Source organism: Gordonia sihwensis NBRC 108236 (assembly GCF_000333035.1).
Classification (GTDB): Bacteria; Actinomycetota; Actinomycetes; order Mycobacteriales; family Mycobacteriaceae; genus Gordonia; species Gordonia sihwensis.
This window is the reverse complement of the sequence record NZ_BANU01000001.1, coordinates 101,743-122,673: the sequence shown is the minus strand read 5'-3', so window position 1 is coordinate 122,673 and position 20,931 is coordinate 101,743. Positions and strand designations below refer to the sequence as shown.

The 20,931-nt window shown below is 69.3% G+C and carries 23 protein-coding genes; 2 read left to right on the top strand and 21 right to left on the bottom strand.

Going from position 1 to position 20,931, the window contains the following annotated elements:
- Window positions 1-27 precede the first annotated feature (27 nt).
- The 14 genes from resB to GSI01S_RS00570 form a co-directional block, all read right to left on the bottom strand.
- Window positions 28-1,656 (bottom strand): cytochrome c biogenesis protein ResB, encoded by a 1,629-nt coding sequence (gene resB, locus GSI01S_RS00635; protein ID WP_006894315.1) that lies wholly within the window; start codon window positions 1,654-1,656, stop codon window positions 28-30.
- On the bottom strand, window positions 1,653-2,462 hold the full coding sequence (locus GSI01S_RS00630) for a cytochrome c biogenesis CcdA family protein (RefSeq protein WP_006894314.1): 810 nt from the start codon (window positions 2,460-2,462) through the stop codon (window positions 1,653-1,655). Before GSI01S_RS00630 ends, resB begins: the two co-directional genes overlap by 4 nt.
- On the bottom strand, window positions 2,459-3,073 hold the full coding sequence (locus tag GSI01S_RS00625; RefSeq protein ID WP_006894313.1) for a TlpA family protein disulfide reductase: 615 nt from the start codon (window positions 3,071-3,073) through the stop codon (window positions 2,459-2,461). Before GSI01S_RS00625 ends, GSI01S_RS00630 begins: the two co-directional genes overlap by 4 nt.
- A complete protein-coding gene (locus GSI01S_RS00620; protein ID WP_006894312.1) occupies window positions 3,070-3,696 on the bottom strand; it encodes a histidine phosphatase family protein in 627 nt (208 codons plus the stop codon). The genes GSI01S_RS00625 and GSI01S_RS00620 overlap by 4 nt, the downstream gene beginning before the upstream one ends.
- The gene (gene hemL / locus GSI01S_RS00615) at window positions 3,693-5,051 is read right to left on the bottom strand and encodes a glutamate-1-semialdehyde 2,1-aminomutase (RefSeq protein ID WP_006894311.1); all 1,359 of its coding nucleotides are present in this window, start codon (window positions 5,049-5,051) and stop codon (window positions 3,693-3,695) included. Before hemL ends, GSI01S_RS00620 begins: the two co-directional genes overlap by 4 nt.
- Window positions 5,052-5,172: 121 nt before the next feature.
- Window positions 5,173-6,069 (bottom strand): SGNH/GDSL hydrolase family protein, encoded by an 897-nt coding sequence (locus GSI01S_RS00610; RefSeq protein ID WP_233500205.1) that lies wholly within the window; start codon window positions 6,067-6,069, stop codon window positions 5,173-5,175.
- 9 nt (window positions 6,070-6,078) lie between these two features.
- Window positions 6,079-6,606 (bottom strand): transport-regulating membrane protein Mce1N, encoded by a 528-nt coding sequence (mce1N, locus tag GSI01S_RS00605; RefSeq protein WP_006894309.1) that lies wholly within the window; start codon window positions 6,604-6,606, stop codon window positions 6,079-6,081.
- The gene (locus tag GSI01S_RS00600) at window positions 6,599-7,105 is read right to left on the bottom strand and encodes a hypothetical protein (RefSeq protein ID WP_006894308.1); all 507 of its coding nucleotides are present in this window, start codon (window positions 7,103-7,105) and stop codon (window positions 6,599-6,601) included. The genes mce1N and GSI01S_RS00600 overlap by 8 nt, the downstream gene beginning before the upstream one ends.
- Window positions 7,102-7,659: a hypothetical protein gene (locus GSI01S_RS00595; protein WP_006894307.1), complete on the bottom strand. Its 558-nt coding sequence runs from the start codon at window positions 7,657-7,659 to the stop codon at window positions 7,102-7,104. Before GSI01S_RS00595 ends, GSI01S_RS00600 begins: the two co-directional genes overlap by 4 nt.
- A gap of 13 nt (window positions 7,660-7,672) precedes the next feature.
- Window positions 7,673-8,659 (bottom strand): porphobilinogen synthase, encoded by a 987-nt coding sequence (gene hemB, locus GSI01S_RS00590; protein ID WP_006894306.1) that lies wholly within the window; start codon window positions 8,657-8,659, stop codon window positions 7,673-7,675.
- A 14-nt stretch (window positions 8,660-8,673) separates the two neighbouring features.
- On the bottom strand, window positions 8,674-10,281 hold the full coding sequence (locus GSI01S_RS00585; protein ID WP_006894305.1) for a bifunctional uroporphyrinogen-III C-methyltransferase/uroporphyrinogen-III synthase: 1,608 nt from the start codon (window positions 10,279-10,281) through the stop codon (window positions 8,674-8,676).
- 103 nt (window positions 10,282-10,384) lie between these two features.
- Window positions 10,385-11,332: a hydroxymethylbilane synthase gene (gene hemC / locus GSI01S_RS00580; protein ID WP_006894304.1), complete on the bottom strand. Its 948-nt coding sequence runs from the start codon at window positions 11,330-11,332 to the stop codon at window positions 10,385-10,387.
- A gap of 54 nt (window positions 11,333-11,386) precedes the next feature.
- Window positions 11,387-12,721 carry a glutamyl-tRNA reductase gene (locus GSI01S_RS00575; protein WP_006894303.1) on the bottom strand — a complete coding sequence of 445 codons (1,335 nt, stop codon included), beginning with the start codon at window positions 12,719-12,721 and terminating at the stop codon, window positions 11,387-11,389.
- A 169-nt stretch (window positions 12,722-12,890) separates the two neighbouring features.
- On the bottom strand, window positions 12,891-13,130 hold the full coding sequence (locus tag GSI01S_RS00570) for a glutaredoxin family protein (protein WP_006894302.1): 240 nt from the start codon (window positions 13,128-13,130) through the stop codon (window positions 12,891-12,893).
- 137 nt (window positions 13,131-13,267) lie between these two features.
- Here GSI01S_RS00570 and GSI01S_RS00565 point away from each other — a divergent pair, with 137 nt between their 5' ends.
- Both GSI01S_RS00565 and GSI01S_RS00560 read left to right on the top strand, forming a co-directional pair.
- Window positions 13,268-14,410, top strand: coding sequence for an HAD family hydrolase (locus GSI01S_RS00565; protein WP_006894301.1), 1,143 nt, complete (start codon window positions 13,268-13,270; stop codon window positions 14,408-14,410).
- A gap of 7 nt (window positions 14,411-14,417) precedes the next feature.
- Window positions 14,418-15,248: an RCC1 domain-containing protein gene (locus GSI01S_RS00560; RefSeq protein ID WP_006894300.1), complete on the top strand. Its 831-nt coding sequence runs from the start codon at window positions 14,418-14,420 to the stop codon at window positions 15,246-15,248.
- On the opposite strand, the gene GSI01S_RS00555 is transcribed toward GSI01S_RS00560, so the two are convergent.
- The 7 genes from GSI01S_RS00555 to GSI01S_RS00530 form a co-directional block, all read right to left on the bottom strand.
- Window positions 15,245-16,321: a lysophospholipid acyltransferase family protein gene (locus tag GSI01S_RS00555; RefSeq protein ID WP_006894299.1), complete on the bottom strand. Its 1,077-nt coding sequence runs from the start codon at window positions 16,319-16,321 to the stop codon at window positions 15,245-15,247. The two genes, GSI01S_RS00560 and GSI01S_RS00555, sit on opposite strands and share 4 nt — an antisense overlap.
- 56 nt (window positions 16,322-16,377) lie before the next feature.
- Window positions 16,378-17,436, bottom strand: a complete 1,059-nt coding sequence (locus GSI01S_RS00550) for an NAD-dependent epimerase/dehydratase family protein (RefSeq protein WP_006894298.1) — start codon at window positions 17,434-17,436, stop codon at window positions 16,378-16,380.
- Between the two features lie 64 nt (window positions 17,437-17,500).
- On the bottom strand, window positions 17,501-17,602 hold the full coding sequence (locus tag GSI01S_RS19670; RefSeq protein WP_003402602.1) for a 30S ribosomal protein bS22: 102 nt from the start codon (window positions 17,600-17,602) through the stop codon (window positions 17,501-17,503).
- A gap of 235 nt (window positions 17,603-17,837) precedes the next feature.
- Entirely contained in the window at window positions 17,838-18,080 is a 243-nt protein-coding gene (locus GSI01S_RS00545) for a helix-turn-helix domain-containing protein (RefSeq protein WP_039866574.1), read from the bottom strand.
- A 183-nt stretch (window positions 18,081-18,263) separates the two neighbouring features.
- Window positions 18,264-19,142 carry a pyrroline-5-carboxylate reductase gene (proC, locus tag GSI01S_RS00540; RefSeq protein WP_006894296.1) on the bottom strand — a complete coding sequence of 293 codons (879 nt, stop codon included), beginning with the start codon at window positions 19,140-19,142 and terminating at the stop codon, window positions 18,264-18,266.
- Between the two features lie 57 nt (window positions 19,143-19,199).
- Window positions 19,200-20,051: a thioesterase family protein gene (locus tag GSI01S_RS00535; RefSeq protein ID WP_006894295.1), complete on the bottom strand. Its 852-nt coding sequence runs from the start codon at window positions 20,049-20,051 to the stop codon at window positions 19,200-19,202.
- Window positions 20,041-20,922 (bottom strand): sugar phosphate isomerase/epimerase family protein, encoded by an 882-nt coding sequence (locus tag GSI01S_RS00530; RefSeq protein WP_006894294.1) that lies wholly within the window; start codon window positions 20,920-20,922, stop codon window positions 20,041-20,043. Before GSI01S_RS00530 ends, GSI01S_RS00535 begins: the two co-directional genes overlap by 11 nt.
- Between the last annotated feature and the right edge of the window lie 9 nt (window positions 20,923-20,931).

Here is a 20,931-nt window from a genome sequence, read left to right as displayed (position 1 = left end):
TCCTCATCTCATCCCACACCGGAGCCATCAGAGCTTGGCCCGGTTCTTCGGCGCATCCGTCTTGAGCAGTCCGCGAGCCTGCTCTTCGAATCCGTCGCCCCAACCCGCCTGGTCGGTCCTGGCCAGGCCGGCCACTTCTACTACAGTACGTCGTTCATCGCCGTCGGCACCAGGCACGATCCGAGCCCAGATACGCCTGCGCCGGATCATGAGCGAGACCACCAGGCCCGCGACCATCACGATCGCGGAGATCAGCACGCCGGTCTGCGCCGGATTGTGCGAGACCTGAACCGACACCCAGCGCTGGTAGCCGTCGAACCGCACCCGAGTGCCGTCGGGGAGAACGGTGTCCGCCCCCTGCGACAGGTTCACCGACGCCTTCTGCTTGAGCCGGCCCTGATCGATCAGGGTCTGGTCCAGCGAGTAAACGTTCTGCGGACGGCCGGTGTCCAGTCCGGTGTCACCCTGGTACACGCGAATGGCGACCGCGGGCTTGTTCGGAACCGGCGAGACCGAGTCGAGCAGGTTCGCGTGCGGGAACACCGCGTCGGGGGCGAACAGCCCCTCGATCGCGACCTGGTGCTTGCGGCGCTCGTCCTCGTCGGGATACAGGCCCGCCGGGGTGTCGAACCGCACCGCGCCCTCCGACAGCATGGTCTGCGTCGACTGCGGGATGAACGGCGTGGTCTCGGTCCTGGTCTGGCCGTTCGGGAAGGTGACGGTGAACGTCGGAGCGAATCCGTTGCCGAGCACGTACACGCGGTCGCCTGCGATCCTCAGCGGCTTGTTGACCTGGACGGACGTCGTCGGCCAAGTGTTCGGCGGAGCCGTCACATCGGTCGTGTACGCCATCGTGGCGTCGTACATGTCGGGCTGCCCGCTGGGCAGGAACTTGGCCTCGAAGTGGTCGATGCGGATGCAGAAGGGCTTGAGCCCGGTCCCGTCGACCATCGATCCGGACCGGAACGAGTCGTATACGGCGGTCGAGGTGTTGCAGAGCACCTGGTCGCCGTCGGCGACCAGCGTTCGGCTGCCCTCGTACCCGAAGAGCTTGCCGACGGCGATCGTGACCAGCAGCGCCAACAGCGCGAAATGGAACACCAGGTTGCCGAACTCGCGCAGGTAGCCCTTCTCCGCGGAGACCTCCACCGCACCCTTCGGGTACCGCGCCGACGGCTCGATGGTGCGGACCTCGGTCCGCCAGCCGCGCAGATTCGAGGTGATCCGATCGGCCACCTCGGCGGGCTCGCCGTCGACGGTCTCGGTGATGTGCCGGGGCATCCGGGCGAGGTTCCGCGGGGCCTTGACCGGCCGGGTCCGCAGCGCCTTGTAGTGCTCCCAGGTGCGCGGCGTGAGGCAGCCGACCAGCGAGATGAACAGCAGCAGGTAGATCGCCGTGAACCAGGCCGAGGAGAACACCTCGAACAGCTGCAGGCGGTCCATCCAGGTGCCGAGCGTGCCGTGATCGGCGATGTACTTGAGCGTCTTCTGCTCGTTGAGGTCGCGCTGCGGGAGCAGCGCCCCCGGGATCGCGGCCAGCGCCAGCAGGAACAGCAGCGCGAGCGCGGTACGCATCGAGGTCAGTCCGCGCCAGGTCTTGCGCAGCGGGGCGACGACGAACCGCGAGAGGACGGACGGTCGGACGGGCTGGGTCATACGGGCAGCTCCACGTCAGTGATCAGGGACATCCGGATCCAGTCCACGAACTCGTTCCACCAGCCGCCCACCAGCATCACGCCGACGACGATCAGCAGTACTCCGCCGATGATCTGGATGGTCCGCGCGTGCCTGCGGACGAAGCCGAGGCTGCGGACCGCCCAGGCCGAGGAGAAGGCCAGAACGATGAACGGGATGCCGAGTCCGAAGCAGTACGCGGCCACCATCAGCGCACCGCGGACCGGGGTGTTGCCGTCGGTGCTCATCGCGACGCCGATCACGGCGCCGAGCGTCGCACTGCTGCACGGGATCCAGCCGACCGCGAACACCGCGCCGAGGATCGGGGCGCCGATGACGCCGGAGTAGCGGCGCGGCGTCATCCGCTTGTCACGCTGCAGGAACGGGATCATGCCGATGAACACCAGGCCCATGACGATGGTGAACACGCCGCCGATGCGCTGCATCAGCTGCAGCCGGTCGGTGTCCAGGAACACCGAGGTGACGCCGAAGAGCGCGGCGGTGGCCAGCACGTACACGATGGTGAAGCCGAGGACGAAGAGCCCGGCCGCCCCCACCACGCGCCAGCGTCCGGCCTTGCGGTCCTCGTCGGCCCTCACCGCCGGTGCCTCGGCGCCGACCAGCCCGGCGAGGTACGAGAGGTATCCGGGGACCAGCGGCACCACGCACGGAGAGGCGAACGAGATCAGGCCGACCAGAATGCACACCCCGAGCGCGAGCAGCAGCGGGCCGCTGGTGACCGTTCCGGCGAAGGAGGCGCCCAGATCGGCCAGGTGAGTCTCGGTCATTGCGGCGCCGGACCTTCCTCGGCCACCTTGACGACCGCATCACGCAGTTCGTCCTCGGTGATCGCACGCAAGTAGACCTTGGCCGGGCGGTGCTGCCGGTCCAGGATCACCGTCGTCGGCACCACTCCCACCGGGACGCCGAGCGCGGCCAGGCTGGCGCCGCCGTAGTCGTAGATCGAGGGGTACGGGACCTTGCGATCGGTCACGAAGTCCTGCGCGCTCGACCGTGAGTCCCGGAAGTTGATGCCGACGAACTGAACACCGCGGTCCTTGGTCTCGTCGTACACCTTCTCCAAGTCGCGGAACTCGGTACGGCACGGCGGGCACCAGGACGCCCAGACGTTGACGACCATCACCTTGTCCTTGAAGTCCGAGAACTTCACGGTGCCGTCGCCCGTCAGATCCTCGCCGCTGACATCGCCGATGTCACGGCGCGAACCCTGGTCGTATTCGATGACGGTCTTACCGCCCGGAGAGACGAACTGATTGCCGTTCTCCGTCGCGACCGCGTCGTCGCCGGTGCTGCATCCCGCGAGAAGGCCCGCCGCGGCGATGACCGCGCACAGTGCGGCGGCGGTCCGCCGGCCCGGCCTCGCCCGACCGCCGGTCATGCTCCCGTGACCCGGGGGTCCGATTCGCCGGCCGGCTCCGAGTAGACGATGTCGACCAGGGCGTCGTCGTCGTAGATGAGCGTGGTCAGCGAGGCCAGGGAGCACTGCCGCACCCGCGGGTCGTGCCAGAGGCGCTGGCCTTCGAGGAAGCGGCGCAGCGTGTACACGGGCAGCTGGTGGCTCACACAGATCGCCTCGTGTCCGCGCGCCGCGTCACGCGCCGTGCTGGCCGCGGCCAGCATGCGGTGTGCGATCTGGATGTACGGCTCACCCCACGACGGGGTGAACGGGTCCCGCAGCTTGAGCCAGTGCCGTGGCTTGCTGAGCGCGCCGTCGCCGACCGAGACCTTCAGACCCTCGAACTGATTGTCTGCCTCGATCAGATCGGTGACCGTCGTGATCTCGAGGCCGTGAGCCTTCGCGATCGGCGTCGCCGTCTCCTGCGCCCGCTGCAGAGGCGACGCGAAGACATGGGTGATGTCATGGTCGGCCAGCGTATCGGCCACCAGCTGAGCCTGGGCCCGGCCCGTGTCCGACAGCCGGTAGCCGGGGAGACGGCCGTAGAGGATGCCCTCGGGATTGTGCACCTCGCCGTGGCGCATCAGGTGGACGATCGTCTTCATCGGACTCCCTCCCCGGGATTGCTCGCGGCGGCCGCGGCAGCCGCGGCGGCCGGCAGTGCGTCGGCGATGATCGAGAAGGCCTCGTCGTCGAGCGCTGCGGATACGAACCACGCTTCGAAGGCACTCGGCGGCGGGTAGACGCCGCGCGCGAGCAATGCGTGGAAGAACGGTGCGAAGCGCCAGGTCTGGGTGGCCTTGACGCCGTCGTAATCGACGATCGGCGTATCGGCCGGGTCGTCGGGATCGGTGAAGAAGACGCTGAACAGGTTCCCGGCCTTCTGGACCCGGTGCGCCACGCCCGCCTCGGTGAGGGCGTCGCCGATCATCGTCGCGAGACGGTCGGCGTTGGCGTCGAGTGCGGCGTACACATCGGCGGTCGCATTGCGCAGGGTGGCGAGACCGGCGGCGACCGCCACCGGGTTGCCGGACAACGTCCCAGCCTGGTACACGGGGCCGATGGGAGCCAGGTGGTCCATCACCTCCGACCGACCGCCGAACGCGGCAGCGGGCAGCCCTCCGCTCATCACCTTGCCGAAGGTGTAGAGGTCGGCGGCCACACCGTCGAGACCGTAGTGACCGGCCGGGCTCACGCGGAAGCCGGTCATCACCTCGTCCATGATGAGCAGCGCGCCGTTGTCGGCGGTCACGCGCCGCAGCCCTTCGTTGAACCCGGCGACCGGCGCGACGGCGCCCATGTTGCCAGCGGCGGCCTCGGTGATGACGGCGGCGATGTCGGGACCGTGCTCGGCGAACGCCCGTTCCACGGCGGCGAGATCGTTGTACGGCAGGACGAGCGTGTCGTGCGCGGCGGCTCCGGTGACGCCCGGCGAGGTCGGCAGGCCGAGCGTGGCGACACCCGAGCCGGCGTCGGCCAGCAGGGCGTCGACATGCCCGTGGTAGCAGCCGGCGAATTTGACGATCTTGGCGCGGCCGGTGAACCCGCGCGCCAGCCGGACCGCGGACATCGTCGCCTCGGTGCCGGAGTTGACCAGCCGGACGCGCGCGACCGGATCGACTCGGTCGATGATCTCCTCCGCCAACTCGATCTCACCGACGGTCGGCGCGCCGAACGACAGACCCGTCCGGGCGGCCTCTCGCACCGCCTCGACGACCGCCGGATGCGCGTGACCCAGGATCATCGGTCCCCACGAGCAGATGAGGTCGACGTAGTCGTTCCCGTCGGCGTCGGTGAGCTTCCAGCCCTGCGCTCGCGTGATGAAACGCGGATCGCCGCCGACCGACGAAAAGGCGCGGACCGGCGAGTTCACTCCTCCGGGAACCGCCTGCGACGCCCGTTTGAACAGTTGTGCGCTGACGGCGGTGTTCTGCACGGGATCGTCGAGAGGTGCGGCCATGGCCTCCAGTGTTCCAAATCAGAGCCGCTCGGCCCAATCGCTGCCTACTCCGTCACACCGCAGTGCCGGTTCTGAGCATATTCCCAGGTTGGTGCGCTAAAGGGGCCTCAGGCACGCCGCGCTAGCGGATGTGCTGCGCGACGGCATCCGCGATCGCGCGCTGACCGGCTTCATTGGGATGCATGACGATCGGCGAATCGGCGCCGATCTGCGGCTCGATCCATCGCATGCCCCGCGGGCTGCACGCCTCGTGACCGATCGAACGGGCGGCCATGTCGATGTACGTCGCACCGGTCTCCCGCGCGGCCGTGGCGATCGCGCCGTTCAGCGCGGCCTCGACCCGGTGGACGTACTCGGCGTCGCCGTCGGCGATACCGACGGCCGGCCGGCAGGTGGTCTTCTCCGGCATCAACCACGGATAGCCGACGATGAAGACCTCCGCCCGGGGCGCCCTGCTGCGGATCTCCCGCAGACCTGCCGCGACGGCCGGTCCGGTCCCGGCCGAGATCTCTCGGAACGGTCGCCTGCCGAGCGCGCTCCGGCACGGTGCTCCGGTGGGATCGTCCTGGGCCAGCCGGGTGCATTCGCCCACCAGCGTGGTGAACAGGGCGGAGTCGTTGCCTCCGATCATCACCGTCACGTATGCGGTGTCCGGTCCCAGTGCGTCGAGTTGCGGAGCCACCCCGTCGTACTGCGAGGCGCTCAGATCGTCGGTGGTCGCGCCCGCGCACGAGACGTCGGTGACCTTCAGGCCGCGCATCCGCCCGACCGTCTCGCCGAAGTTGACCGCCGACCGCTGGCACATCAGCGGGGAATCCTCCACCAGCGGCGACGTGCCCGCACCGGAGGCGTAGCTGTCGCCCAGATGCACGAGTGCGGGGCGCATCGCAGGCGCTGCCGGCTCGGGATGGTCATGGGGCGTCGCATCGATCATCCACACGGCACCGGCGACGATGGCGACGAGCGCCACCACGGCCACCGATGCCGATACCAGCGCTCCCCGCAGCGTCGGTGTCACAGCCAAGAGTTACCGGTTCCCCTTCGGTGGCAGACCCATCTTGACGGCCAGATGAGCCTCGGTCAGTTCGGTTCGCAGACGGTCGACGTCGCGGGCCCAGGCCTGGACCAGCCGGCCGTCTGCCAGCCGCAGGCCGATCCCCTTCCGGCGGCGCGGCACGGCGTGCAGTTCGCCGAGCGCCGGCGCGCTCTCCCAGTCCTGCGGCTCTACGCCGTTGTTCTCCGGGAAGATCTTGACGATGTCGGCGATGTCGATGGTCTCCGTGCCCTCGCGAAGGGTGGTCTCGGTCAGGTGCATCGACACGTGCTGTCGCGCCGCGACCACCTGGAGCAGGGAGAAACCGACGAGGACCACACCGAAGATGGTGAGCACCTCCCAGTGGATGCGTCCCTTGCCCAGGATCTCCATGACGAGGGTCGCGACGATCAGCACCGGCCCGATCGCGACCACCCACCAACTGCCGCCGGGCTCGCGGAGCAGCGTGGCGCCCGGCTCCCGGTGGTCCTCGCTCCGGTCCGGTGCGGCGTCCTCACTCACCGGGACGACCGTCTCCGGGCGAATCGGGCGCGGAGGGAGCGGACTCGGGTGAATCGGGCTCGGGGCAGTCACCGAGTCGACATTTGAACCAACGGTCGGCCTGCGGACGGTACGCGAGCACCGAGCCGAACAGACCCACCACCGCCGATGCCAGCACCAGGGCCAGACCACCGCTCTGGAAGCCGATGGTCAACGGCAGGAGCATCGCGACCACCACGCACGTCAGAGCCGACAGCGACGACCGCCACTGCACCGCTCCCCGATAGGTCTTGGCGCCCAGCAGGAAGTAGGCGAGGCCGAGCAGCATCACCAGCACGTCGATCGCCAGGACCCCGAAATCGAAACCGAGCTTGATCGCGTCGGCGATCACTCCCAGCACGCCCAGCGCGATCAGCAGGGCACCCGAGATCATCCACAGGCGCAGGGCCCACACCACCAGCGCCGGCCGATCCTTGGGATCGGGCCGCTCCGGCCTCCGTCGAGAAGGAATGTCAATCATCGGGCGCCATTCTGCCGGTTGCGGGAACGGTATGCAGCGACCTCACGGCAGAACGCCGCACTGTCGCGGTGCATCAGCGCAGCGAGGGCGCCCACGGCGCAGACACCGCCGAGAATGGTCGGAACCATTCCCCACGCGGGTGCCTCCGGCAGATCCGAACCGCCCTGGGTGTCGACGAACAGACCGATCACCGCGAAGACCAGTTCGACGGTCAGGAACGCGCTCACCCAGCCGAGGAGCAGTCGGGCCCAGGTCCGGCCGGAGTAGGTGAACCACATCAACAGCGCGGCGACGGCGGTCAGCAGTACCACGATGACCACGATCCCGACGAGCACGGTCACGCCCATGTTCTCGGTCAGCGACGGCTCGTTCATCCGGTCGCTGAGTTCTCGGGCCTGCTTCTCGTAGCTTGCCTTGAGGACGTTGAATCGCGACGCGACGGCGACGATCTGGAAGACGATCACAGCCACCCACAGCTGCACCGCCAGCCGGATCGTCTCCGGTCGTCGCGGTGGCGCGGTCGGGTCCGCAGTCGGCAGTCCAGGAGCGGTCATGACTCCAGCCTAATCACCGGCGGGCGAGTCGACGCGCCACCTCGGGCGCGGCGTACGTCAGCACGATCGACGCACCGGCGCGGGCGATCGACAGCACCGATTCGTCGATGGCCGCGTCGAAGTCGATCCAGCCGCGCTCGGCGGCCGCGGCGATCATCGCGTACTCACCGCTGACCTGGTACGCGGCGACGGGCGCGTCGGTCCGGTCGGCGACGTCCCGGACGATGTCGAGGTAGCTCATGGCGGGTTTGACCATCACCATGTCGGCGCCCTCTTCGAGGTCGGCGAGCAGTTCGCGCGCGGACTCCAGCCGGTTCGCCGGATCCTGCTGATATGTGCGGCGGTCGCCGACGAGTGATGAATCGACGGCCTCCCGGAACGGCCCGTAGAACGCCGAAGCGTACTTGGCTGTGTACGCGAGAATGGTCGTGTCGATGAAGCCCTCGGCGTCGAGAGCGTCGCGGATCGCGGCCACCTGGCCGTCCATCATCCCGCTCGGCCCCACCACGTGCGCACCGGCCCGCGCCTGCGCGACGGCGAGCGACTCGTATCGGCGCAGGGTGGCGTCGTTGTCGACGTCACCGCTCTCGGTCAGCACCCCGCAGTGTCCGTGATCGGTGAACTCGTCCAGACAGGTGTCGGCCATCAGGACGGTCTCGTCGCCGAAGTCCGCCCGCAGGGCCTCGAGCCCGCGGTTCAGCACTCCGTCGGGGCGGTCGCCGGCCGAACCGGTCGCATCCTTGTCCTCGGCTCGCGGTACCCCGAACAGCATGAGTCCACCGACTCCCGCGTCGACCGCGTCGTGCGCCGCGGCGCGCAGCGAGTCGACGGTGTGTTGCACCACGCCGGGCATCGAGGAGATGGGCCGGGGCTCGTCGATGCCGTCGGCGACGAACATCGGGAGCACCAGCTGGGACGGATGCAGCCGGGTCTCGGCGACCAGCCGCCGCATGGCGGGGGTCTGCCGCAGCCGGCGCGGGCGGATGAACGGCCCGGTCATCTCGCTAGCTCACCTCACGACCGCGAACGTCGGGACTTCTTGCGCGGCGGAGGCAGCGCCCCCTCGGCACGCAGCTGTGCGGCGTGTGCGGCCAGCGCGTCGACCAGATCGACGATCGACGCCGTCTCGGGCTGCACGTCCACGCGCAGACCGAACTCGACCGCCGTCTCGGCCGTCTTGGGACCGATGCACGCGACGATGGTCCGTGCGTGCGGCTTGCCCGCGATGCCGACCAGGTTCCGGACGGTGGAGCTCGAGGTGAAGCAGACCGCGTCGAAGCCGCCGGTCTTGATCATCTCGCGCGTCTCGGCGGGCGGCGGTGCGGCGCGCACGGTGCGGTACGCGGTCACGTCGTCGATCTCCCAACCGCGATCGCGCAGGCCCTCCGAGAGCGTCTCGGTGGCGATGTCGGCACGCGGAAGCAGGATGCGGTCCACCGGGTCGAAGACCTCGTCGTAAGGCGGGAACACCTCGAGCAGGCCGAGCGAACTCTGCTCGCCGGTCGGCAGCAGTTCCGGCTCCACACCGAACGAGCGGACCTTCGCCGCGGTCCCCTCTCCGACGCAGGCGATCTTCACACCGGAGAAGGCGCGCGCGTCCAGACCGAACTCGGCGAACTTCTCCCAGACGGCGCGAACAGCGTTGGTGGAGGTGAACACGACCCACTGGTACCGGCCGTCCACCAGGCCCTTCACCGCGCGCTCCATCTGCGCCGGGCTGCGCGGCGGCTCCACCGCGATGGTCGGCACCTCCTTGGGGATGGCTCCGTGCGAGACGAGTCGATCGCTCATGTCGACCGCCTGGTCCTTGGTGCGCGGCACCAGGACCGTCCAGCCGTACAGCGCCCGCGACTCCCACCACGAGAACTTGCCCCGCTGGGTCACGATCTTTCCGACGGTGACCACCAGGGGGCCGTTGAGAGCGTTGCCGTTCTCGTTGAGGGTCGCCAGCGTCGCCTCGATGGTCCGCTGCGCGCAGGTGGTGCCGTTCACGGTGATCGCGACCGGTGTCTGCGGCGCGAGACCGTGCTCGGTCAGCGCGCTGGCGAGTTCGGCGAGGTGGCCAGAGGTGGCGTGCAGGATCAGCGGGCCGGGTGCCGCGGCCAGAGCCGCCCAGTCGACGTCGCCGCGCACGTCGGCGACGGTGTGACCCGATCCCAGCGGCATGCCGGCGAAGCTCGGGACGGCGGAGGCCGCCGGAATGCCCGGCAGCACCTCGAAGGGCACGCTGGTCCGGGCCACGGCGGTGACCTCGGCGAGAACGGCGTCGGAGCTCATCGGGTCGCCCGCGACCACGCGAACGACGTTGACTCCGGTCTTGGCCTCGGCGACGAGCGTCTTGGCGACCTGCGCGGGATCACCGAGCGCGGGCTTGGTCACCTCGGGCGCCTCGGACGCCTGCTCGGCGGCGGCCTTGCGGCCGGCCCTGGTCGGCGCGGGCTCGGCCACGGCGTGCGCCGAACCGATCACCGCGAGCACACCGGCGGGCACGTCGGGATCGACGTACGCGGAGGTCGCGTTCACCAGGACGTTTTGCGCTCGCACGGTAAGCAGATCCGGATTTCCGGGACCCGACCCCACGAACAGGATCCGGCCGGGATTAGCATTCTTCGTACGGCTCATGCGTTCGCACTCTCCTGCCCCGCCCCCGGGGCTGCAGTTCGTTCCTACCCCGCCACGGCGGGATAAAGGTTCTCCTACTGCGCGGGTTCGGCGTGGCCGCGGGCTAGTCCCCCTTGGGGACCAGTGCGGCGGCACCGAGCTCGAGCAGTTCGGCGGCGAGGTCCTTGCCGAGTTGTGCGGCCCGATCGACCGGGCCCACCACCGAAGCCCGGATCACTTCGGATCCGTCTTCGGCCGCCACCACCGCACGGAGCGACAGTTCGGCGAAGATGCGCCCATCGTCGTCGATCGATTCGACCACCTCGGCAAGCGCACCGACCGGCGCGGTGCACCCGGCCTCCAGGGCCGCGAGTACCGCACGCTCGGCGTCGACCGCTGCGCGGGTGGACGGATCGTCCAACTCGGCGAGAATTCTCACCAGTTCGGCATCGTCGGAACGACATTCCACAGCCAGGGCGCCCTGTGCCGGTGCCGGCAGCATGACCAAGGGGTCAAGTGCCTCGGTGACGACATCGGCCTTGCCGATCCGCACCAGCCCGGCTCGGGCTACCACAATCGCGTCCAGCTCACCGCTCGCGACTCTGCCCAACCGAGAATCAAGGTTGCCTCTTAGGGGGCGAATTTCCAAACCGAGACCCAGTGCTCTAAGCTGCGCGGCACGTCGGGGCGACGAGGTGCCGATCACCGAGCCGCTCGGCAGCTCACCGAGCACCATGCCACCACGGCTGACCAGCGCGTCTCGGGGATCCACCCGAGTCGGCACCGCACCCATGGCGAGATCGTCCTCGGGCGCGGTGGGCAGATCCTTGTACGAGTGGATCGCGACGTCGCATTCGCCGGCGCGCAACGCCAGCCGGATCGCGGTGGTGAAGACGCCGACGCCGATCTGCGCCACCGGCGCGGTCGACGTATCGCCCGCGGTGCTGATGATCTTCAGCTCCGCGGGGTGCCCGGCCGCCGTGAGCCGGTCGGCGATGTCCTGCGCCTGCGTGGTCGCCAACAGCGACCCGCGGGTCCCGATGCGAATGGTCCGGCTGGCGGAATCCTGCACGATTGACTCGTCCTGTTCTGCTGGATGTGGTGATGCCTGCGCCGACCGGAGCGGTCAGCGCAGTTCGTCGATGCCCGACTCGGAAGCCGCGACGGACTCGGCCGCCCCGGGCTTGAGTTCGAACAGTTCGCGGAGTGCCTCCGCGTAGTGGTCACCGCGACCGGACGACGCGAGTTGCTTGACCCGAACGGTCGGGGCGTGCAGCAGTTTGTCCGCCACGCGGCGCACCGCTTTGGCCACCTCGTCGCGCTGGCCACTGTCGAGGTCCGGCAACCGGCTCTGGAGTCGCAGGATCTCCGCCTCCACCACGTCCGCGGCCCGCTGACGGAGTGCGGCGACGGTGGGGGTGACCTCCGCCTGACGCTGCACCGCGAGGTACTCGGCCAGCTCGCCCGCGACGATGGAGCGGGCCGCGAGCGCATCGGCTTCGGCCGCGCGGGTCTGGTCGTCGCCGCGCAGACCCTCGATGTCGACGATGTGCACGCCGGGCAGCCGGCCCGCGGCTGGATCCACGTCGCGCGGGAGACCGAGGTCGCAGATCATCAGCGGTGCCACGTTGGTCCGTCGAGTCAGCGCGGAGTGCACGTCGCCCACCTGGACCACCGCGGCCACCGAACCGGTACAGGTGACGACGATGTCGGCGTCGGCCATCACCGTCGCGATGTCGTCGAAAGTGGCTCCGCGCGCGGTGATCCCGTACTTCTCCGCCACCGTCGCGGCGACCTCGTCCGCGCGCGCCGCGGTGCGGTTGACGACGGTGATGTCGGTGACGCCGTCGCCGGCCAGCCGGCTCGTCGCCAGCGACCCCATGGCGCCGGCACCGAGAACGACGGCTCGGCGGATCGGCGCCTGATCGCCCCGGATGGCTTTGGCGCGATGGATGGCCACCGAGACCACCGAGGCGCCTGCGCGGTCGATGCCGGTCTCCGTGTGGACGCGTTTGCCGACCCGGAGCGCCTTCTGCGCCAGCTCGTGCAGCGTGCTGCCCGCCGACTGGTTGTCATCGGCGTCGGAGTACGCGGACCGGATCTGCCCGAGGATCTGCTGTTCGCCGACCACCATCGAGTCAAGACCCGCGGCCACGGTGAACAGATGCTCCACCGCCGCCTCCGAGTACCGCACATAGGCGTGGTCGGTGAGTTCGGCGACCGAGAGCCCGCTGTGGTCTCCGATCACCCTGCCGACGGCTTCGAGGGCGGGGTGAAAAGCGTCCACGACGGCGTAGATCTCGACTCGGTTGCAGGTGGAGACCAGCATGGCCTCCGAGACGGTGCGTGAGGACAACAGCGCGTCGACCAGCTTCGGGCGGTCGAAGTCGGAGACGGCGAGTCGTTCGAGGACCGATACCGGAGCACTCCGATGGGACACGCCGAACAACAAGACACTCACAGTGACACGCCTCCCACCCGCCGTCGCCGGAGACACCTCGATGCCCGCCGACCACCCGCCGGTGCTCGCTCCTCTTTCCAGCCCCGGCCCGGTCGGCCGAGTGGACATACAGTTTTCAGGCTAGATCAAGCGCACAGGCAAATGCACGCTCGCACGCACACCGCGGCCGCTACCGCAGGGCCTCCAGGTCGGCACGCAGACGGCCCTCGTCGACTTCCCAGTAACTGTGCTCGACGCCGTTCAGGACGACCACCGGGAGCCGGTCGCCGTACTCGGCGCGCGGCAGCGGGTCGCCCTCCCGTGCACGTCGATCGACGTCGATCACCTGCATCGCCAGCCCGTAGTCGGCCAGGATCCCCCGCAGTTCCTCTTCGGCGCGGGCACACGCCGAACATCCGGTGCGCGACATCAATTCGACGACTGCTTCCACACCGCGAGTGTACGAAAGATCACCGCCGTCCACCCCGCACGGGCCCGGCGCGACCGGCCCCGTCCCGCGATAGGCTGGACTCCGACCGATTCCGCCCAGGAGAAGGAGGGTGGCCCGTGAGCCGCGACTCGATGGACCGTCCCGATTCGGAGGACCTCACCGCCGAGGAGGCGGCCGAGCTCGAGGCGGACCGGCACGAGGCCGCCGAGTTGGAGGCGGAGCAGTACGACGTGGCGCACGACGACGAACCGCGCGAGGACCGGGACGGCGGCCTGCTCGACGGTCCGGACGGGAGCGAAGCCGGCCGTGCGGAGGAGCGTTCGGAGGATGAGGACGCTCGACGGGTCGGCGAATGGATCTCCCAGCGCGCCGGCCGGTTCCGTCAGACGGCCGGCGAACTCCGCCAGGTGCTCGCCGGCGAGGCCGCCGCGAAGGCCGCGATCGAATCACTGCGCGCGCGGACCCCCGACACGGACGGCGGCCAGGTCACCGACCTGACCGGAGCCGCCTTCTTCGACGTCGACAACACGCTGGTGCACGGTGCGTCGATCGTGCTGTTCGCCCGCGGCCTCGCCGCACGGAACTACTTCTCCTACACCGACATCATGGAATTCGCGTGGCAGCAGGCCAAGTTCCGGATCACCGGCAAGGAGAACGCCGGCGACGTCGCCGAGGGCCGAGACAAGGCGCTGTCGTTCATCGCCGGGCGTGAGACCGCCGAACTCGTCCGACTCGGCGAGGAGATCTACGACGAGTACATCGCCGACAAGATCTGGCCGGGCACCGCGGCGCTCGCCCAACGGCATCTGGATGCGGGACAGCAGGTCTGGCTCGTCACCGCCACTCCGGTCGAACTCGCACAGACCATCGCCAAGCGGCTCGGGCTCACCGGCGCGCTCGGAACCGTGGCCGAGAGCGTCGACGGCGTCTTCACCGGCAGGCTCGTCGGCGACATCCTGCACGGTCCGGGCAAGGCTCACGCGGTCCGCACGATCGCCGTCCGCGAGGGCCTCAACCTCAAACGCTGCACCGCGTACTCCGACTCGCACAACGACGTTCCGATGCTCTCGTTGGTCGGCACCGCCGTCGCGATCAACCCGGACCCCGACCTGCGTGAGATCGCCCGCGTGCGGGGCTGGGAGCAGTACGACTTCCGCACCGCACGCAAAGCGGCGAAGTACGGCGTGCAGACCGCCATGGTGGTCGGTGCCGCGGGCGGCGCGGCCGCGGTCGCATCGAAGGTGCTGCGCCGCAGGTGACCCGGCGGTGAATCCGCGTCCCGTCATCGCGGCCGGGCGCCGCCACTCCGTCGGAGTCCGGCGGGACGGCCGCGTGGTCGCCGCAGGCAGGCCGAATGCTCCCGAGTGCGCCGTGAGCCACTGGCGTGAGGTGGTCGCCGTGGCGGCGGGCAACGTCCACGCCGCTGCCAACACCGGCCGCTCGCACACCGTCGGCTTGCGCGCCGACGGGACGGTGACGGCGACCGGGTGGAACGGCGACCGCCAGTGCGAGGTCTCCGACTGGACCGGGGTCGTCGCCATCGCCGCCGGCTGGCGCCGGACCCTCGGGGTCCTGGCCGACGGGACGGTGGCGGCCGCCGGACGCACCGCGGAAGGTGCGTGCGAGGTGGGCTGCTGGAGAGACGTGGTGGCTGTTGCGGCCGGAGACTGGCACTCAGTGGGCCTCCGCCATGACGGCACCGTGGTCGCGACGGGCAACGATCGTCGCGGCCAGTGCGAGGTCGCGGACTGGCGACGGGTCCGCGCTGTCGCCGCAGGCTCTCTGCACACGGTGGCGGTCACCCGCGACGGCCGGGTGCTGACCACCGGCGACGGCCTGGCCGAGACGGGCCGATGGCGAGGGATCGTCGACATCGCCGCGGGCAGCCACCACGTGCTGGGAGTCGACGAGCGCGGACGTGTGCTGGCCGCGGGGGACGACAGTCGCGGACAGTGCGCCGTGTCGTCGTGGCGGGATGTGGTCGCCGTCGCGGCGGGCGCGGAGCACAGCCTGGGCCTGCGAGCCGACGGAACGGTCCTGGCGGCGGGCAGCGACGCCGATCACCAGTGCGCGGTGGCCGGCTGGCGGTGCCGCTAGCCGAGGTAGACCGAGCCCCTGCGGCTCAGCATCCGGAAGAGGGTCTGCTGAATCTCCTCGCGGACGTGATCGGTGAGGTCGAAGACGGTCATCGGGTCGTCGGCGGCCGATTCGTCGTAACCGTCGGTCCGGATGGGCTTGCCGAAGTGGATGTGCCACTTGGACGGGAGGGGGATCACCCCGAGCGGCCCCAGCCACGGGAACAGCGGCGTGATCGGGAAGTACGGCAGACCGAGTGCCCGCGCCAGCGGTTTCAGGTCGGCGATCATCGGGTAGATCTCCTCCGATCCGACGATCGAGACCGGGATGATCGGCGCACCGGTGCGCAATGCGGTGGTCACGAATCCGCCGCGGCCGAAGCGCTGCAGCTTGTAGCGGTCCTTGTAGAGCTTGCCGATGCCCTTGTACCCCTCGGGCCACACCGCCGTGAGCTCCCCGCGACGCAGCAGCGCGTCGGCGTCGTCGTTGCACGCCAGGGTCGCGCCCACCCGCCGGGCCAGGTCTCCGACCACCGGCGTCTCGAACGCCATGTCGGCGGCCAGCAGTCGGAGGTACCTGCCCTCGGGATGGTTGTCGCGCACGGCGAGCGAGGTGATCACCGCGTCGATCGGGATCGATCCCGCATGGTTCGCCACCAGCAGGCCGGCTCCGGCGGTCGGCAGGTTCTCGACTCCGGTCACCTCTACACGGAACCACTTCTCGTACACCTGGCGCACTGCCGGGAAGAAGACCGATTCGGTGAAGTGTGGATCGAAACCGAACTCGTCCACCTCGTAGTCGCCGGTGAGCCGTTCCCTGATGAACCCGCTGGTGGCGATCAGCGAGTCCGCAATCGCCCCGCGCAGCCCACCGAGACTGAACAGCGGCGAATGCCGCACCGGTTCGACCGGGGCGGATGGTTCGTCGTGGAGTTCGATGCCCTCGTGGATCGGCGTCACGCCGGCGGCGGGGCGGCCGAAACCGTCGGTGTTCGGATGCCCGGTTCCCGCTGAACGTCGTTGCGCGTTCGGATCCGTGTAGAGCGCGATGACCTTCGCCGTACGCGAATCACCGGGCCGTTCGGCCGCTGCCATCTTCGATACCCCCGCTCTGGAAAACCCTGCTCATATCGTATGCGCGCGACACCGGTCTACTGAAGCCGCGTCGCCGCCGCGACGGCCTGATGCTCCAACGCCCGCCACGTGTCCGACGAGATCACCGGCTCGCTTCCGCCCCGCTCGATGAAATCGTCGAGCGTCTCCAGCGACGAATACCGCGGAACGAAGCCGAGCTCGGTCCGCATCCGGGTGGTGTCGAGAACCCGCCCGTAGGACAGGTACGAGGTGTTCTCCGACCGTATGCCCGGCAGGCCGCCGCCCTGCAGCACGCCCGTCAGCGGCGAGATCAACCCTGCCGGCACCGGAAGTTTCAGATGTCCTGCGCGGTACACCGACTGCGACAGCGTCACCACACCGTCGCCTGCGATGTTGAAGGTGCCCGGACGCCGGTTCAGGGTGGCGTGCTCGAGGGCGGCGAGCGCGTCCTCCTCGTGAAGGAACTGGAACCGGGGCTGACGCCCGAAGGCCGTCGGCACCACCGGCAGCGACAGATACGCGCTCATGCGGGTCCGGATCCGCGGGCCGAGGATCGACTGGAACCGCAGGATCGAGACGTCGATGTCCTGTCGGCGCCGCGCGAGTCCGCGCGCATAGCCCTCCATGTCGATCAGGTCGCGACCGTAGCCCCGCCGCGGCTCCTTGCGCGCCGGCGTGCCCTCCGAGAAGAAGCCCGGGTCGCTGGGCCCCGCACCGTAGACCATCGCACTCGAACGCAGCACCAGCCGCCGCACCGACGGGCTCCGCTGACACGCCGCGCAGACCTGCATGGTGCCGACCACGTTGAGTTCCTTGATCGCGGCGGTGTGCTCCACGCTGTCGAGGATCGACGGCGCCGCGTGCACCAAGGTGTCCACGTCGTAGCTCGCGATGGCCTTCGCGATCGCCGGACGCCGGATGTCCAGACGCAGGAAGTCGGCGCGTCCCATCCGGCGCATCAGCACCTTGGTCGGCACTCGGGAGTCGACGGCGACGACCCGTTCGATGTCGGGGTTCGCCGCCAATCGGGTGACCAGGTACCCGCCCAGGAAGGTGGACGCCCCGGTCACCAGCACTGAGCGCGGCGGCTGCTCGCCACTCCGGTCCTCGGTCATGGGCCCACTTTATCGCCGACCCCGCAAAGCACAGAACCCGCCACGAGGGCGGGTTCTGAGTGGCTCACTTGCCGAGCTTGCGGCGCTGGACTCGCGTGCGGCGCAGAAGCTTGCGGTGCTTCTTCTTCGACATGCGCTTGCGGCGCTTCTTGATTACGGAACCCATGGGGTCTCCCTCACGATCGGTACTGATGAACTCATGTGGCCTGGCCCGAGGACTCATGCCGGGCCGTCGCCGACAGGGGTTGCAACCAGGCGACAGCGACCTGACGGATAATCTTACCGATCGGACGAACGTGAGGCTAATCAGCCCCACGCCACCGTTCGGGCGGATCCGCCGGAGAGACGCCGAAACCCCCTCGGCGCGGGGCGCGAGGGGGATCGCAGGCGATCTCGACCGGTCAGCCGGCGTCGAAGTACGAGGTCTCCAAGTATTCGTGCACGGCCTTGGCGTGAACGCGGAACGACCGGCCGACGCGCACAGCCGGCAGTTCACCGTTGTGGACGAGTCGGTACACGGTCATCTTCGACACTCGCATCAGCGATGCGACTTCGGCGACGGTGAGGAACTGCGTGGCGGAGGAGTTGCCGACTCCGCGATCAGTGAATTCATTCCGTTCGCCGGGCTTTTCTGCAGCAGCCATGAAAATACCAACCTTCAGTGCACGCATCGCGGCCACCGGCTTCCCCTCCGGCGGACATCAGACACGTACGTGCTGCTAGCAGCCTAGCGTGACCAATGTGAAAAGTGCGACGTGAGTGGCGGAATCCCAGGGGTGCAACTCGCCGCGCCGACGGCAGATCCCGGATAAGCGCAGGCTGAGGCGCTACTGTTGCTCGCTTGCGGTCTCGGCGCCCAGCTGGACGCCTCCGCCCGAACCCTCAACTTCCACTCGACGTGCAGTTTTGGCGCTCGTCTCCGCGCAAGCCAGCGTGGCCTCGTTCACCGCATGCCGCAGGCCCTCGCGCTCGAACGCGCGCAACGCCGCCGCGGTGGTACCGGCGGGCGAGGTGACGGCCGCGCGCAGTTCCACCGGCGACAGTCCCGACTCGCTCAGGAGCAACCCGGCTCCCTTGATCGTCTGCACGGCCAGTTCGCTCGCCTGCGGACGGGTCAGTCCGAGCGCCACACCGGCGTCGATCATCGCCTCCACCATCAGGAAGAAGTACGCCGGACCGGAGCCGGAGATGGCGGTGACGGCGTCCATCAGCTTCTCGGGCACCACCATCACCTTGCCGACCGATTCGAGGAGGCGCACGGTGAGCGCCACCTGGTCGTCTTCGGCGTACCGGCCGGGGCTGACCGCCGACATGGCCTCGTTCACCAGCATCGGCGTATTCGGCATCACGCGGATGACCGGCGAACCGGCAGGCAGCGCCGCCTCGTACCGCGGCGTCGGAATACCTGCGACGAGGGTGACCGTGATCCGCTCCAGTTCGCCGTTGTCCTCGGCGACGGACAGCTTCTGCAGCACCATGTCGACGGCGTCCGGCTTCACCGCGATGAAGACCACGCGCGCCCCCTCGACGGCGTCGGGGATGTCGTCGGAGACCCGGACGCCGTAGTCGGCGACCAACTCGGCCGACCGCTCCGGCGAGCGCTCGGCGACCACCAGGTCCTTGACGGGTTTCCCCGCGCTGATCAGTCCGGCGAGGAGTGCCTCGCCGATCTTGCCGCCACCGATAATCGCGACCCGCTCGGTCATGGGCGATCACTACCTTTCACAGTTTGTCGAAGTCTTGCGTATCAGCGCCGGGGAGAGTCATCGCCCGGCGGGAGTCAGTGCCAGCTGCCGCGAGCGAGCCACCGTCGCACCGGTCGAGTCCACCACGATGTGGTCCTCGGCGAACATCCGCTGCCCCACCTCCTGGCTCTCGGCCGCGAATCGCAGCCATCCGGGAGCGGGGACTCTGGTCAGGTAGGTGGTCAGCTGCACCGTGGGAGCCCAGCCGAACATACCGAGGTTCATCACCACCGGAGGAGACAGGTCGCACACCAGGATCGGGAACCCCGCGCTCACGGCGACGGGCAGGCGGTCGGCGCATTTGGGTCGAGTCCAGCCGCGGACCACCGGGTCGCCGGTCTCGCCGCGAAGCGCCGGGAAACGGTCCATGTCCAGAACCACGTCGAGTGCCGCCCCGAGATGCACCACCTCGCCGACCGGCGTGGAGTAGAGGTCGGCCGAGCCCGCCGGCGGGGCGGCCGGCAGGTCAGCGACGCTCGAGTGGCCCCGGTAGCGCGCGTCTCCGTGATCCGGGCGCCCGAGCGTCACCGTGGACGTCACGCAGACGCGCTCGTCCTGGCGCACATCGACTCGCACCAGCGACACGGTCGCGCCGGTCTTCACCGACGACACCGTCACGTCGACCTCCGCCGGATCCGGAGCCCGGAGGAAATCACTCGAGACCGCCAGGACCGCCGCCTGCGGGTCCGGCCCGCCCAGATCGCGGTAGGCACGCTCGGCGGCGGCCGCGACCACCATCTGAACGCTCCCGCCGTGCACCTTGGGCCCGATCGTGAAGACCGGATCGATCCGGGCTCGATAGGTCGCGCGGCCGTCCGAGCTCACCCCGATCGGTTCCAGGTCGGTCAGGGAGGCCAGATCAGTCGTCATGCCGAGTGTCCTTCGGGTCGCGGTGAAGATGGGTGCGGGCGAAGTCCAGAGACCGCGCGAGCATCGCGGCGCGCTCGTTCCGGGTCCGCGCCGATCCGGTGTGCACTTCGAGGATCACGGCGCCGGAGAAATCGCTGTCGGCGAGCCTTTTGCACACTTCGATGCACGGCTGCGAGCCGTCCCCGGGGATCAGATGCTCGTCGTGGGCGGCGCCGGTGCCGTCGGTGAGGTGCAGATGCTCGAGTCCGTCCCCCATCCGCGTCTGCAGAGCGAGGGCGTCGGCGCCTGCCGTCGCGGCGTGGGAGAGGTCGAGGGTGTAGTGCTCGTATCCGTCCACCGTGGGATCGATGGACTTACCGAAGGCCGACGCGCTCGGTCCCGGAGACCCGCCCCGCTCGGCCATCCGCCTGGCCGCCTTGTGACCGGCGCCGAACAACCTGTCGGCCCGCATCGGGAACATGTTCTCCACGGCCACCGCCACATCGGAGGAGGCCTCCAGTTCTTTGACGAGATCGTCGAAGCCGCGCACGTAGTCGCGCTGCCAGCGGAAGGGCGGGTGGACGACGACCGTCGTCGCCCCCAGGTCTTCGGCCGCCTGCACCGATCGCCGCAGCTTGGCCTTCGGGTCACGTCCCCACACGCGCTGCGAGATCAGCAGGCACGGCGCGTGAACCGAGAGCACCGGCACCTGGTACCGAGCGGACAGATGGGCGACGTGGGCGATGTCTTGGCTCACACCCTCTCCCCACACCATCAACTCGACCCCGTCGTAGCCCAGATCGGCGGCGTAGCCGAACGCTGCTTCGGTGCTCTGCGGGTAGACCGACGCGGTGGACAGCCCGATCGGGATCGGGAAACGCAGTTGCGACACCGGGACCGA